The organism is Paenibacillus terrae (genome assembly GCF_000943545.1).
Lineage (GTDB): Bacteria > Bacillota > Bacilli > Paenibacillales > Paenibacillaceae > Paenibacillus > Paenibacillus terrae_A.
In genome coordinates this window covers 13,011-26,943 of sequence record NZ_JTHP01000055.1, presented here as the reverse complement: position 1 = coordinate 26,943, position 13,933 = coordinate 13,011, and the positions used below count along the sequence as shown (strand labels likewise).

At 49.5% G+C, this 13,933-nt stretch carries 10 protein-coding genes and 2 riboswitches; of the genes, 7 read left to right on the top strand and 3 right to left on the bottom strand.

The annotated features are described in order from the left end of the window. Window positions 1-143: 143 nt before the first annotated feature. From QD47_RS22130 to ptsP, 7 genes are all read left to right on the top strand, one after another. Entirely contained in the window at window positions 144-1,307 is a 1,164-nt protein-coding gene (locus tag QD47_RS22130) for an iron-containing alcohol dehydrogenase (RefSeq protein WP_044648158.1), read from the top strand. Between the two features lie 182 nt (window positions 1,308-1,489). Next, complete coding sequence (locus tag QD47_RS22125) at window positions 1,490-2,005, top strand: NfeD family protein (RefSeq protein WP_044648157.1); 516 nt, start codon at window positions 1,490-1,492, stop codon at window positions 2,003-2,005. A gap of 48 nt (window positions 2,006-2,053) precedes the next feature. Further along, a complete protein-coding gene (locus tag QD47_RS22120) occupies window positions 2,054-3,589 on the top strand; it encodes a flotillin family protein (protein WP_044648156.1) in 1,536 nt (511 codons plus the stop codon). 193 nt (window positions 3,590-3,782) lie between these two features. Next, on the top strand, window positions 3,783-4,640 hold the full coding sequence (gene glcT, locus QD47_RS22115) for a glucose PTS transporter transcription antiterminator GlcT (RefSeq protein ID WP_044648155.1): 858 nt from the start codon (window positions 3,783-3,785) through the stop codon (window positions 4,638-4,640). Between the two features lie 256 nt (window positions 4,641-4,896). After that, window positions 4,897-6,942 carry a glucose-specific PTS transporter subunit IIBC gene (ptsG, locus tag QD47_RS22110; RefSeq protein ID WP_044648154.1) on the top strand — a complete coding sequence of 682 codons (2,046 nt, stop codon included), beginning with the start codon at window positions 4,897-4,899 and terminating at the stop codon, window positions 6,940-6,942. 120 nt (window positions 6,943-7,062) lie between these two features. Then, window positions 7,063-7,338 (top strand): HPr family phosphocarrier protein, encoded by a 276-nt coding sequence (locus QD47_RS22105; protein ID WP_014282905.1) that lies wholly within the window; start codon window positions 7,063-7,065, stop codon window positions 7,336-7,338. Beyond that, window positions 7,331-9,043 carry a phosphoenolpyruvate--protein phosphotransferase gene (gene ptsP / locus QD47_RS22100; RefSeq protein WP_044648153.1) on the top strand — a complete coding sequence of 571 codons (1,713 nt, stop codon included), beginning with the start codon at window positions 7,331-7,333 and terminating at the stop codon, window positions 9,041-9,043. The genes QD47_RS22105 and ptsP overlap by 8 nt, the downstream gene beginning before the upstream one ends. A gap of 117 nt (window positions 9,044-9,160) precedes the next feature. On the opposite strand, the gene gcvPB is transcribed toward ptsP, so the two are convergent. The 3 genes from gcvPB to gcvT all read right to left on the bottom strand — a co-directional run bounded on the left by gcvPB (window position 9,161) and on the right by gcvT (window position 13,269). After that, window positions 9,161-10,687 carry an aminomethyl-transferring glycine dehydrogenase subunit GcvPB gene (gcvPB, locus tag QD47_RS22095; protein ID WP_412177992.1) on the bottom strand — a complete coding sequence of 509 codons (1,527 nt, stop codon included), beginning with the start codon at window positions 10,685-10,687 and terminating at the stop codon, window positions 9,161-9,163. Next, entirely contained in the window at window positions 10,684-12,039 is a 1,356-nt protein-coding gene (gene gcvPA / locus QD47_RS22090) for an aminomethyl-transferring glycine dehydrogenase subunit GcvPA (protein ID WP_044648152.1), read from the bottom strand. The genes gcvPB and gcvPA overlap by 4 nt, the downstream gene beginning before the upstream one ends. A 129-nt stretch (window positions 12,040-12,168) precedes the next feature. Continuing rightward, a complete protein-coding gene (gene gcvT / locus QD47_RS22085) occupies window positions 12,169-13,269 on the bottom strand; it encodes a glycine cleavage system aminomethyltransferase GcvT (RefSeq protein ID WP_044648151.1) in 1,101 nt (366 codons plus the stop codon). Between the two features lie 80 nt (window positions 13,270-13,349). Beyond that, window positions 13,350-13,446: riboswitch (glycine riboswitch) on the bottom strand. Beyond that, window positions 13,447-13,638, bottom strand: a riboswitch (glycine riboswitch). It lies immediately after the preceding riboswitch. Between the last annotated feature and the right edge of the window lie 295 nt (window positions 13,639-13,933).

Sequence of the window (13,933 nt, the reverse complement as noted above, 5' to 3'; positions counted from 1 at the left end):
AGATATGACATGGAACCATGCTCCTTAAGGAGCATGGTTTTTTTCTGAAAAAGAAGCAAATTTGTTTCCTGTAACTGAGAAGGTTATAATAGAGTAGTTTCTTAACATTAAACTTTGAAAAATATTGGAGGCGAACGTTTGCGATGAAAGCATTCGAATTTTATAATCCTACTCAATTGATCTTCGGTAAAGGGCAATTAGAGGCTCTCAAGCGTGAAGTTCCTAAATACGGTAAACGTGTACTGCTTGTATATGGCGGCGGCAGTATTAAGCGCAGCGGCTTGTATGATAATGTAATAAGTCTGCTTAAAGAGATTGGAGCAGAGGTAACGGAACTGGCAGGTGTAGAACCAAATCCTCGCTTGTCCACAGTACATAAAGGCGTGGAATTGTGTAAAACACATCAAATTGACCTCGTACTGGCTGTTGGCGGCGGTAGTGTGCTGGATTGCTCCAAAGCGATTGCTGTCGGGGCGAAATATGATGGCGACATGTGGGATTTTGCAGAGCGTAAAGCGGCTCCACAGGCAGCATTGCCTTTAGGTACAGTTCTGACGATGGCAGCTACCGGTTCCGAAATGAACGCAGGTTCTGTCATTACGAACGAAGAAACACAGGAAAAACTGGGCTGGGGCAGCGTATTTGCGTTCCCTGCGTTTTCCATTCTTGATCCGGTGAACACGTATTCTCTGCCACAAAATCAAACGGTGTACGGAATCGTGGATATGATGTCACATACGCTGGAGCATTACTTCCATCTGGAATCTAACACTCCGATTCAGCTTGGCTGGTGTGAAACGATTTTGCGTACAGTTATGGATGCGGCTCCGGGCCTGGTCAACGATCTAGAAAACTACGAGCTGCGTGAAACGATGATGTACTGTGGTACGATGGCGCTGAACGGCTTCCTGAACATGGGGCTGACAGGTGACTGGGCGACTCATAATATCGAGCATGCGGTGTCTGCTGTTTATGATATTCCACATGGCGGAGGACTGGCGATTTTGTTCCCGAACTGGATGAAGCACAATCTGCATGTGAAGCCTGAACGCTTCAAGCAACTGGCTGTGAATGTGTTCCATGTGAACCCGGAAGGCAAGAGTGATGAAGAAGTAGCGCTGGAAGGTATTCAGGCGTTGCGTGATTTCTGGAACTCGATTGGTGCGCCAAGCCGTCTGGCTGATTACGATATTGATGATTCCAAAATCGACGTTATGGCTGATAAAGCTGTGAAATTCGGTTCTTTTGGTGGTTTTAACAAGCTGAATCGCGAAGATGTAGTGGAAATTTACAAAGCATCCCTGTAATCCAGTCATTTAGTCATTGGATAATTGCAAGCACGTTTGTACGTCATTAGACGTATGGACGTGCTTTTTTGGGCTTGATTTGGAATTTTAGAGGAAAATTTTGAAACTTTTTAAGGTTGAATACGTAAACATAGTTATAGGCTGGAAACTAGACTGAAAAGGTACATGGAAGGAGGAGCCGCATGGAAACTATATTTTGGTGGTTATTGGCAGGGGGAGCTATCTTTACCGTGGTCAGTGTGTTGATCGGGGATGTACTTGGTGGTTGGCTGGATGGATTGGAGCTGCCTGGCCTCGATTGGTTCAGACCCGTCGTTTTACTTGGAGCGATGACCGCTTTTGGCGGGGCGGGTGTGTTGCTGACGAAATATACCGGGTTGAGCATGAGCCGGGTTGTTCTGCTTGCCCTTGCGATTGCGTTTGTGATCGGAGTGCTTGTGTTTTTTGCGTTTATCAAGCCAATGGCGAACTCTGAGGTATCCAGCGGCTTCTCGATGCGTGAGCTGACTGGCAGAATCGGTGAGGTCACCGTTCCAGTACCTGAGGTTGGTTACGGGGAGGTTATGATCCGCTTGGGTGCAGGCAACACCATACATACAGCATCGAGCTTTGATCACAAACCGCTGGCTGCGGGAACCCGTATCGTCGTGGTTGAGGTCGCAGAGGGTGTCGTCCGCGTAGCGTATCTGGACACATAGACGGCGCATTCGCTTAACTTGAAGGGAGCGTGAACGGGAGTGTCAAGTTTGCAGGATATTGTGTTGGTCCCGGGGATTGTCGTCATCGTTATCGTCATATTAGGGATCGCCTTTTGGGCCCGTTACAAAACGGTAGGACCGGATGAAGGGATGATCGTGACGGGTTCATTTTTGGGAAATAAAAATATTTCCGAGGATGATTCCGGTCGCAAAATCAAAATTGTGCGCGGCGGTGGCGCCTTTATATGGCCTATTTTTCAGCAGTCCGAATTTATTTCTTTATTGTCCCACAAGCTGGATGTAACAACACCAGAAGTGTATACGGAGCAAGGAGTTCCCGTGATTGCGGACGGTGTGGCGATCATCAAGGTCGGTAGCTCCATTGAGGATGTAGCAACAGCAGCGGAGCAGTTCATCGGGAAGCCGCTGGAGGCCCTTAGAGGAGAAGCTCAGGAAGTGCTGGAGGGCCATTTGCGTGCGATCCTCGGCTCGATGACGGTGGAGGAAGTATATCGTAATCGGGATCGGTTTGCGCAGGAAGTACAGGGCGTGGCGGCTCGCGATCTGAAAAAGATGGGGCTGCAAATTGTCTCGTTCACGATTAAGGATGTGCGTGATAAGCACGGATATCTGGAGGCGCTTGGTAAGCCGAGAATTGCCGCTGTGAAACGGGATGCGGAAATTGCCGAAGCCGAGGCGGTTCGGGATGCCCGGATTCAAAAGGCGCGTGCGGAGCAGGAAGGGCAGAAGGCTGAACTGTTGCGTGATACAAACATTGCCGAGGCAGCCAAGGAGAAGGAACTGAAAGTGGCTTCGTTTAAGAAGGAGCAGGATACAGCCAAGGCGGAAGCCGATCAGGCTTATCACATTCAGGAGGCTCGTGCCAAGCAGACTGCCGTCGAGGAGCAGATGAAGGTCGAGCTGGTGCGCAAGGAGCGCGAAATTGATCTTCAAACCAAGGAAATTCAGGTGCGTGAAAAGCAATATGATGCGGAAGTGAAGAAGAAGGCGGAAGCGGATCGGTATGCGGTAGAACAAGCCGCGGAGGCGGATAAATCGCGTAAGATGCGTGAGGCGGAATCGCTGCAATACTCGATTGAGACACAGGCTAAAGCGTCAGCTGAACAAAAACGGCTGAATGGGCAAGCAGAAGCGGATGCGGAACGCGCCAAAGGTACGGCGGATGCTGATGTCATCCGTTTACGTGGTCTGGCGGAGGCCGAGGCCAAGGAAAAGCTGGCGGAGGCGTTCCAGAAATTTGGCGAGGCAGCCGTACTCGATATTATCGTGAAAATGCTGCCTGAGCTGGCCGGCCGGATTGCCGAGCCGATTGCGTCCATTGATAAATTAACGGTTGTGGATACAGGCAAGGGAGAAGGAGCAGCGCGTGTCAGCAATTATGTCACAGAGCTAATGGCTACGGCTCCAGAGATGCTCAAGAGTGTGTCTGGTATTGATGTGGAGCAGTTAATTAAGGGGCTGACCACGGGGAAAAAGGGCCTTCACTCCGTACCGTCCTCCGGTGAAACGGAAAAGCTGCACATTCATGCCCCGGTTGAGGTTGCGCCGCGGGATAAAGAATAGCCGCAGGGCTTTCAGGAGCGGATACCCCTTAACAGAAAGAATGCTTTTCATCACAGGTTTTCCCGGTTATTGTGATGAAAAGCGTTTTCTTTTTATTGACCTTTAGCGGAATATTTGGTACTTTAACGTGGATTCCTCTGAGCTTCATGCTCTAATTCTTAGGATCAAGGTTCAGATAAAAAGAGGTGCGGATGTGAGCAGCCTACAAGTGGCGAAAGCGCTGAATAACAATGTGATTATCGGGATGCATCCCGAGCATGATGAGGTTGTTGTGATTGGAAAAGGAATCGGTTTCAATCGCAAAAACGGCGATCTTATACCGTTGGATTCAGTTGAAAAATTATTTATATTAAAAAGCCATGAGGAGCAGGAGCAATACAAGCGATTGCTTCCCAAGCTGGATGAAAAGCTCATTGAGGTCATTGGTGAGGTGCTTCACCATGTTCAGCTTCAAGCGAAGAAGCCTCTGAATGAGCACATATTGATTGCTTTAACCGATCACATCGCCTTTTCCATTAATCGTCAGAAACAGGGCATTACGATCCATAATCCGTTTTTGTATGAAACGAGAGAAATATACCCTCAGGAATACAAGATGGCTGAACAGGCAGTCTCTTTGATCAAGGACAAGATGGGTGTGGATCTGGGAGAAGATGAAATCGGATTCGTAGCCTTGCATATTTACAGTGCCATGACGAATCAGCATATTTCCGAGGTCAGGAAGGATTCCCGATTGATTGCTGATATGGTACAGGTAGTAGAGACTACGCTGGAATATCGCATTCCTCTCCAATCCCTGGATTACTCACGTCTGCTGACTCATCTGAGGTTTGCGATTGAACGTGTACGTCGGGGAGAGATTGTGCAGGAGATTTACCGATTGGACAAGCTGTTGAATGAAGAGTATCCGGAAATGTATATGTTAGCCTGGAAGCTTACGAAGATTATGGAGAAAAGGCTTCGCAAATCCGTATATCCGGCTGAGGTCAGCTATTTGACGATGCATTTACAGCGGTTGTCCCAACGTAAAGAGCAGGGAGAGCAACGTTAGAACAGCTAGAATCGAAAAAAGTATTGCCTCACTTTTGGCAGAATGCTATAATAAATTTTGTAATAAGCAAGACAACAAATGAATATCTAACGTGTTACTGATTCGATCAGGCATGAGTTGTTTTAAATTATGATTGTTTACAGCCTACCGGGGTAAGCTATATCCCAAGGTTGTGTTCAAACATACTTAATTCGGCTCATGCCTTTTTTGTTGTTTTGCCTCTGTATTCTAATTTTCAGAGAAGGAAGTGGAATGTATGTTTAAAAAGCTTTTCGGTGTTTTACAGCGTGTCGGCAAAGCTTTAATGCTTCCTGTAGCCATTTTGCCGGCTGCGGGACTATTATTGGGAATCGGCAACATGCTGGTCAATCCCGATTTTCTCCAGTACATTCCGGCATTAAATGCGGGCTGGGTTCAATCGGTAGCGACGATCATGATGAATGCCGGACAAATTGTTTTTGATAATCTGGCACTGTTGTTTGCAGTCGGCGTAGCCGTCGGTCTGGCAGGCGGTGAAGGTGTAGCAGGTTTGGCTGCGATCATCGGTTACCTCGTCATGAATATTACATTGGGTACAGCTGTAGGTGTTACACCGGGTCTGATTGCTCAAAAAATCCCGGGCTATGCGAACGTGCTGGGGATTCCAACGCTGCAAACCGGGGTGTTCGGCGGGATTATCATCGGTATACTGGCCGCGGCCATGTACAATCGCTTTTTCAAAATCGAGCTTCCTTCGTATCTGGGCTTTTTCGCAGGTAAGCGCTTCGTTCCGATTGTAACAGCAGTATCTTCGTTGTTGATTGGACTATTGCTGGTCATTGTATGGCCTCCCGTACAATCTGGACTGAACGTCGTGTCTCACTTCATGGTTGATTCCAACCCGACACTGGCCGCTTTCATTTTTGGGGTCATTGAACGCTCACTTATTCCTTTCGGATTGCATCACATTTGGTATTCACCGTTCTGGTTTGAGTTCGGCGAGTATGTGAACAAGGCAGGTCAAACGATTCATGGTGACCAGCAAATCTTCTTTAACCAGCTTCGTGATGGAGTTACATTGACAGCAAGTACGTTCCAAGTGGGTAAATTCCCGTTCATGATGTTCGGTTTGCCAGCCGCAGCGCTTGCAATGTATCATGAAGCAAGACCGGAACACAAAAAATATGTAGCAGGTATTATGGGTTCAGCAGCTTTGACCTCGTTCTTGACAGGGATTACGGAGCCACTGGAATTTTCCTTCCTGTTCGTAGCTCCACTGCTGTTCGCGGTGCATGCTGTGTTTGCAGGGCTGTCGTTTATGACCATGCAAATTTTGAATGTTAAAATCGGTATGACCTTCTCCGGTGGATTTATCGACTTCCTGATCTTCGGGATTATTCCGAATCGTACGTCTTGGTGGTACGTCATCATCGTCGGTCTGATTTTGGCGGTTATTTATTACTTCGGATTCCGATTCATCATACGGAAGTTTAACCTGAAAACACCAGGGCGTGAAGAAGCTACAGAAAATGTTGAAGGAGCCGCAGTCGGTACCACAGACGAGCTTCCAGGCAATATTTTGGCAGCTTTCGGCGGGGCGTCCAATATCAAGCATTTGGATGCTTGTATCACACGTCTTCGTATTGAAGTTAACGAGAAGTCCAACGTTGACAAGGCTCGTCTAAAACAGCTTGGCGCAGCGGGTGTACTCGAAGTCGGCAACAACGTACAAGCCATTTTCGGTACACGCTCCGATACGATTAAAACGCAAATGGCTGATATCATGGCGGGACGTACACCTGCTCCGGCCCCGGCTCAACCTGCTCCGCAAGAAGAGAAGGAAGCTGGTGAACAAAAACAGACCATCATCGTTGAAGATATCGTGATGCCTGTTAACGGAGAATTGGTTGATATTTCGACTGTTCCCGATCCGGTATTTGCAGAACGTATGACAGGAGACGGTTTTGCTGTCGTGCCAAATGATGGAACGATTGTGTCACCTGTATATGGTAAAGTATTCAATGTATTCCCAAGCAAGCATGCCATTGGTATCCAATCTGATGGCGGTAAAGAAGTGCTTGTTCATATCGGGGTGAACACAGTAAAGCTTAAAGGCCAAGGATTTGACGTTTTGGTGAACGAAGGCGATCTTGTGTCAGCCGGTCAGCCTATTATGAAAGTAGACCTGGAATACGTGAAGCTTAACGCAAAATCCATCATCTCACCAGTCATTTTTACCAACCTTCCAGAAGGCTCTTCGGTAACTTTAAACAAAACTGGAGTATTGAAGGCTGGCGAAGATGGTATAATTACGATAAAATAAACTCTATGTGTTTCGGATTCGTGATGAGGCGGCTTAGGTCGCCTCACATCGACCCGGTTTCACTACACGTATACTGCGTGTAAACAAATATTATCCATTAGGAAAGTGGGAGGAACAATTATGCAAACAACTTTTAGAATTACAGATGAAGACGGTATCCATGCACGTCCTGCAACAGCGCTGGTAAATACAGCTAACAAATTCAGCGGTGCTGAATCTTTTGCCGAAGCTAACGGTAAAAAAGTAACTTTGAAATCCATTCTGGGTGTATTGTCTCTCGGTCTGGAACAAGGCGATACCATCAACATCATCTGTGAAGGCGCTGAAGCTGCTGACGCTCTGAAAGCTCTTGAAAATGTAATCGTTAACGAAGGGCTGGGCGAAATTCATGCTTAAAATTTCCGGGATTGCCGCTTCGGCAGGCATCGCCATTGCCCGGGCGTTTATCTTGGAGCATCCGAAATACGCTGTAGAGAGACGCGCGGTTGGTGATGCTGAAGCTGAAATTGCAAGATTGGATGCGGCTTTAGTAGAATCTCAAACCGAATTGGAAGCGATTAAGGAGAAAACTTTACAGGAGCTGGGCGAGAAAAAAGCAGAAATTTTTGCTTCTCACCTGTTGATCCTGAATGATCCTGAACTGATCGATCCAGTTAAAGCTAAGATCAGAGACGAGCAGCTTAATGCTGACTATGCTCTGAACGAAGTAGCTTCACAGTTTATTTCCATGTTCGAAAACATGAAAAGTGCTTATTTGCAAGAACGCGCATCGGACATGCGTGATGTAACCAAGCGGATCCTGAATCACCTGCTTGGTGTTCATTTTGTCAGTCCTGCAGAAATTGCCGAAGAAACGATTGTACTTGCAGAAGATTTGACACCTTCCGACACAGCTCAGCTGAATCGCGAATTTGTTAAAGGTTTTGCAACCAACATCGGCGGACGTACTTCGCACTCGGCTATTATGGCTCGTTCACTTGAAATTCCTGCGGTTGTAGGAACTAAAAATATACTGTCCCAAGCTAAAAGCGGCGATTTGATTATCGTCGACGGTCTGGATGGTCACGTATTCGTGAACCCTTCCGAAGAGATCGTTGCTGAATACCGGGCTAAACAGGTGGCATACGACAAGCAACGCGAAGAGTGGCGGAAGCTGCGCGGCGAAGCTACGGTTTCCGTCGATGGTGTTCATGTCGAACTGGCAGCCAATATCGGTACGCCTAACGATGTAGCTGGTGTACTGGATAACGGTGGCGAAGGCGTCGGCCTGTATCGTACTGAATTCTTGTACATGGGACGCGATAAGCTTCCATCCGAAGAAGTACAGTACACAGCATACAAAACCGTTCTGGAAAGAATGGAAGGCAAACCAGTTGTAGTCCGCACGTTGGACATCGGTGGCGACAAAGAGCTTCCTTATCTGGATCTGCCGAAGGAAATGAATCCGTTCCTCGGATTCCGTGCTATTCGTCTGTGTCTGGACCGTCAGGACATTTTCCGTACTCAATTGCGTGCTTTGCTGCGGGCAAGTGTACATGGTAACCTGCGGGTCATGTTCCCGATGATTGCTACGCTGAACGAATTCCGTGAATCCAAAGCTGTGTTGCTGGAGGAAAAGGAAAAGCTGGTAGCCGAGGGTGTAGCCGTATCTGAAGAAATTCAGTTGGGCATCATGGTAGAAATTCCTTCTACAGCGGTATTGGCTGACCAATTCGCGAAAGAAGTTGATTTCTTCAGTATCGGTACGAACGATCTGATTCAGTACACGATGGCAGCGGATCGCATGAACGAACGGGTATCTTATTTGTATCAACCATATAACCCATCCATTCTGCGTCTGGTGAAAATGGTTATTGATGCCGCTCACCGTGAAGGACGTTGGGTTGGTATGTGCGGCGAAATGGCAGGGGATACAACAGCAATTCCATTGCTGCTGGGTCTGGGACTCGATGAGTTCAGCATGAGTGCTACTTCCATTCTGCCAGCACGCAGTCAAATTTCGAAATTGTCCCGCGCGGACATGGAGAAACTGGCTGCAAAAGCTTTGGACATGCAAACAGCCGAGCAGGTTGTTGAATTGGTTCAAAGCATTGAAGGCTAAGGAAGGGTATCACATTTTCAAGGTATATCTTTTTCCAACAAAAATTGCTGTCTACATACAGCGGCCGGTATCTAACAGATACCGGCTTTTTTGTATGCCCAAAATTGGAGTTTGCTTTTAGCTGCATGAGCAATTCAATATAGGCTTGCGAGCTGCGGTTGCTTCGTCCAGTCGCGTGACTGGAGTGGTATATGGAGCATTCAGCACCAATTCAGGCGTTTCCTCCGCTTCCCGCGCAATTTGGATCATGGTGTCAATGAAGGCATCAAGCGTCTCCTTGCTTTCCGTTTCTGTCGGCTCGATCATGATACATTCCTCTACATTCAGCGGGAAATAAATCGTAGGCGGATGGTAGCCGAAATCGAGCAATCGCTTGGCAACATCAAGTGTACGCACTCCGAATTTCTTTAAGCCCCGTCCGGACATCACAAATTCGTGTTTGCAATAGCCTGGATAAGGGATGTCAAAATGCGGAGCCAGCCGATGCATCATATAATTGGCATTCAGTACGGCACATTCGGATACCCGCTTCAAGCCGTCGGGGCCATAGCTGCGGATATAGGCATAGGCACGTACGAGAATACCGAAGTTGCCGTAAAAGGCTTTGACCCGTCCGATGGAATCTCCCTGCTCTCGGTCCCAATGGTACGTGCCCTGTGGATCACGCACGACAAGCGGCTTGGGCAAATACGGAATGAGCCGCTGCTTTACCCCCACAGGTCCCGCGCCGGGACCGCCTCCGCCATGTGGGGTACTCATCGTTTTGTGCAAATTGAGATGCACCACGTCAAAGCCCATATCCCCGGGGCGGGTGATCCCCATAATGGCGTTGGAGTTCGCGCCGTCATAGTAGAGCAGGCCACCTGCTTCATGCACAATCGCGGCAATGTCAGCGATTTGCTTCTCGAACAGCCCGAGCGTGTTCGGGTTGGTCAGCATAAGCGCAGCGGTGTCGTTGCCTACGGCTTGACGCAGCGCGTCCAGATCCACCAGCCCCTGCGGTGTGGAGGGGAGGGTGACCGTTTCGAAGCCTGCCACAGCGGCGCTGGCGGGGTTCGTTCCGTGCGAGGAATCCGGCACGAGCACTTTGGTACGCCGCTCACCACGTGCTTCGTGGTAGGAGCGGATCATCATCAGCCCGGTCCATTCGCCATGGGCGCCCGCGGCGGGTTGAAGGGTGACGGCATCCATGCCGGTTAACGCGGCCAGATCGTTTTGAAGCGTATGGAGCAGCGCCATGGCCCCCTGGATGCTGTCCTCCGGCTGGTACGGATGGATTTTGGCGAAGCCTGCATAACGGGCGACATCCTCGTTTACCTTGGGGTTGTATTTCATCGTACAGGAGCCGAGCGGATAAAATCCGTTGTCCACGCCAAAATTGCGCCGTGACAGGGCGGTATAATGTCGAATTACGTCTACTTCGTATACCTCGGGCAATGCCGCAGGCTCGCTACGCTGCGCATAATCCGGCAAAAGCTCTGCTACCGGACGGCGGGGAACATCGCATTCAGGCAGGGAATAGGCGATACGGCCCGGTCTGCTCAATTCAAAAATGAGCGCCTGCTCATGCTTTTTCATCTGATTTCGACTGGACTCGACTTCCGGATTCGGTGTACCCTGATCTTGTCCTGTAGTATGCGTCATAGCAATCCCCCCAAGATGTGCACGAATTGGTCGATCTCTTCCTTTGTCCGTTGCTCTGTCACGGCAATTAGTATGTGACCTGCATATTCCTCATAATCCCGCCCTAAATCGTAGCCACCGATAAATCCGGCAGCAAGCAATCCGGCTTGCAGTTTATTTATATCCGTACCCTCAGGTAACCGAAGGGCAAACTCGTTAAAGGTGGGTGCGGTAAAAGAGGCGGTTACGCCCTTCAAGCCGAGTAATTGCTCCAATGCGTAGCGGCTTTTGTGCAAGTTTAGCTCGGCTACTTCCGCGATGCCCTGTCTACCCATGACGGACAAATACACAGAGGCAGATAAAGCGAGCAGCGCCTGATTGGAGCATATATTAGAGGTGGCCTTTTCCCGGCGGATATGCTGCTCCCGTGCCTGCAAGGTCAGCACGAAGCCGCGTTTGCCGTTGCGGTCTGTGGTCTGGCCCACAATACGGCCGGGGATACGACGCATATGAGCCTGAGAAACGGCAAAGTAGCCGCAGGTCGGGCCGCCGAGGGAGGAGGAGATGCCAAGCGGCTGCGCGTCTCCTACGACAATATCCGCGCCCTGCTTGCCGGGTGCTTCCAGCAGGCCTAACGCCAGCGGATTGGCGCTGACGACCATAAGCCCCTTGTGCGCATGGATCAGGTCAGCCATCGGCTTTAGGTTTTCCACGGCCCCGAAAAAATTAGGGCTTTGGACCAAAACAGCCGCCGTCTGTTCCGATACGGCTGCCGCTAATGCTTTCACGTCGGTTACACCGTCTGCACAGTCGATCTCCACGATATCCAAATCCAGCCCGCGCGCATAGGCAGCCAACACCTGACGTGCCTCCGGATGTACGGTCCGCGATACGATGAGCTGCTTGCGGCGGGTGGCAGCGGCGGCCAATGAGCCCGCTTCTGCCAGCGCAGTCGCTCCATCATACATACTGGCATTGGCTACAGCCATGCCTGTTAATTCGCATATATACGATTGGAATTCGAAGATGGCTTGCAGCTCGCCCTGGCTTACCTCCGGCTGATAAGGAGTGTAGGCCGTATAAAATTCCGAGCGCGAAGTGATATGCTGGATGACAGACGGAATATGATGATCGTAAATCCCTGCGCCGAGAAAGCTGGCGTGCGTGTCGGTATTGGCATTTTGCCCGGCCAGTCCTGATAAGTGGCGGGTTAAGGCTCTTTCGTCTAGCCGAGAAGACAGAGGAAGCTCCCCTTTATACCGGATAGCCTCAGGAATATCGCTGAATAGATCGTCGATAGACGATGCGCCGACCGCGCGTAGCATTTCGGCTTGATCCTGTTCAGTCATGGGAAGATAGCGATGTTGTTTCATTGGGTCTGGCTCCTTTCAACCAACAAAATCGTAAAAACGTAGAACGATTAACAAATGATTAATAAACGATTGCCAACTGGGCAGCGTTAGTAATGGATCACGATAGTTATAGTAAGCCGAGCATTTAAATCAGCGTGGACGTTTATAAAAGGGCGCTGCTACCACCTCGGCGCGCAGGCGCTTGCCACGAATCTCGACCTCCAGCGGTGTGGATAGGGAACTGAAACGACTGTCCACCAGAGCCAAACCCAGATTACGCTTTAAGGTGGGCGACTGGGTTCCCGTTGTGACCTCGCCAATTTGCTGTCCTTCCGTAAAAACGGGATAATGGGCACGCGGGATGCCGCGGTCGAGCATTTCCAGTCCGATCAGCTTGCGTGGAATACCTTGTTCTTTCTGACGTTGCAGGGCCTCTCTGCCGATAAAATCTCCCTTATTCAGCTTGACGAAGAAACCTAAACCAGCTTCCAGTGGCGAAATGGTAGCGGACAACTCCTGTCCGTACAGCGGTAGCCGCGCCTCGAAGCGCAGCGTATCCCTGGCTCCAAGTCCGGCGGGAACCAGACCATACGGCTCACCGATGCGAAGCAATCCGTCCCACACTGCCGGTGCATCCGCCGTGGGCACATAAAATTCAAAGCCGTCTTCCCCCGTGTATCCGGTGCGGGAGACGAGCGCTTTTGCCCCGAACAATTGCACATCCTCATTGAATCGGAAGGATGCCAGCTTCGTAATGTCCGTGTCTGTCACGGCTGCGGCAATACGCGCAGCTTCAGGTCCTTGCAATGCCAGCAGTGCTACCGCATCTGATACGTTTTCCAGATGAACGGATGCAGGAGCATGGCGAAGCAGCCAATCCCAATCTTTGTCGATATTGGAGGCATTCACAACGAGCATGTAACGCTCCGACCCTTTACAGTAAACAAGCAAGTCGTCTACTACACCTCCATCCGGGTAACACAGGAGCGAGTATTGGGCCTGACCTGGCTCCAACTGACTGACATCGTTCGTCGTCACCTGTTGCAGGAATGCTTCGGCTTCCTGGCCTTCGACCAAGAATTCACCCATATGCGATACATCGAACAATCCCGCACGTTGTCGGACGGCCTCATGCTCCTTTTGAATGCCACTGAACTGTACAGGTAGCTCCCAGCCGCCAAAATCAATGCAACGAACCCCCGACAGCGTGCCGTAGGAGGAATACAGCGGCGTTTTTCGCAAGTTAGTCATTTTTTCACTCCTATCCAGTGTGATCAGCTAAACAAAAAAGACAGGCCGAAAAAAACGTATGGACGGCAGTCCACACACTTTTTTTCAGCTCTGTCCTTGATACCTGAGAGTTACCCCGGTGCGTACCAGGTTTCCCCTTGGGTGATCCGCCTGTATGGCGAATGCTCTCCAGAGATGCGTCCGGCAGAGGTCCTTTTGCCTGAGAGATTCACCTGCGGTGCAGGTTTACTCCTTCGGCGCTGCCTCTGGAACAGCTATACGTCATCCGGTCCTGCCGGTTGGTTATAGCTTGATCCGACTCGCTTGCTGCCTTGTTTTACAGGCGGCAACAGCTATGCGAGTTTTGGCAGTCTCTCCCTCCACGTTCATCCGCGTTTACAGTTATCGGGTATTTCCAAAAGCACTTGTTATAACCCATTAATACGCAAATTTATTCGAAATGTCAACAAAAATGTCATCAATATCATTTTATAAAACATTTTATTCATAAATAAGGATATGTAAGCGTTTATTATATCCTGCCGTATTTTTAGTTAGAACGATATATGGAGAAATGTGAAATATTTTTGTTAGTATTATTGACATGAGAGTTCTTGTTGTCATAATCTTAACCTGTCACAGACGGGAAGGCGAAACGATGTAATCCATATGAAAGCGAGGCGGA

Coding starts and splice junctions, on each gene's coding strand:
- gcvT (WP_044648151.1), bottom strand. CDS start 13,269: ATGACTAACTTGCGAAAAACGCCGCTGTATTCCTCCTACGGCACGCTG.
- gcvPB (WP_412177992.1), bottom strand. CDS start 10,687: ATGACGCATACTACAGGACAAGATCAGGGTACACCGAATCCGGAAGTC.
- gcvPA (WP_044648152.1), bottom strand. CDS start 12,039: ATGAAACAACATCGCTATCTTCCCATGACTGAACAGGATCAAGCCGAA.
- QD47_RS22125 (WP_044648157.1), top strand. CDS start 1,490: ATGGAAACTATATTTTGGTGGTTATTGGCAGGGGGAGCTATCTTTACC.
- QD47_RS22130 (WP_044648158.1), top strand. CDS start 144: ATGAAAGCATTCGAATTTTATAATCCTACTCAATTGATCTTCGGTAAA.
- ptsP (WP_044648153.1), top strand. CDS start 7,331: ATGCTTAAAATTTCCGGGATTGCCGCTTCGGCAGGCATCGCCATTGCC.
- ptsG (WP_044648154.1), top strand. CDS start 4,897: ATGTTTAAAAAGCTTTTCGGTGTTTTACAGCGTGTCGGCAAAGCTTTA.
- QD47_RS22105 (WP_014282905.1), top strand. CDS start 7,063: ATGCAAACAACTTTTAGAATTACAGATGAAGACGGTATCCATGCACGT.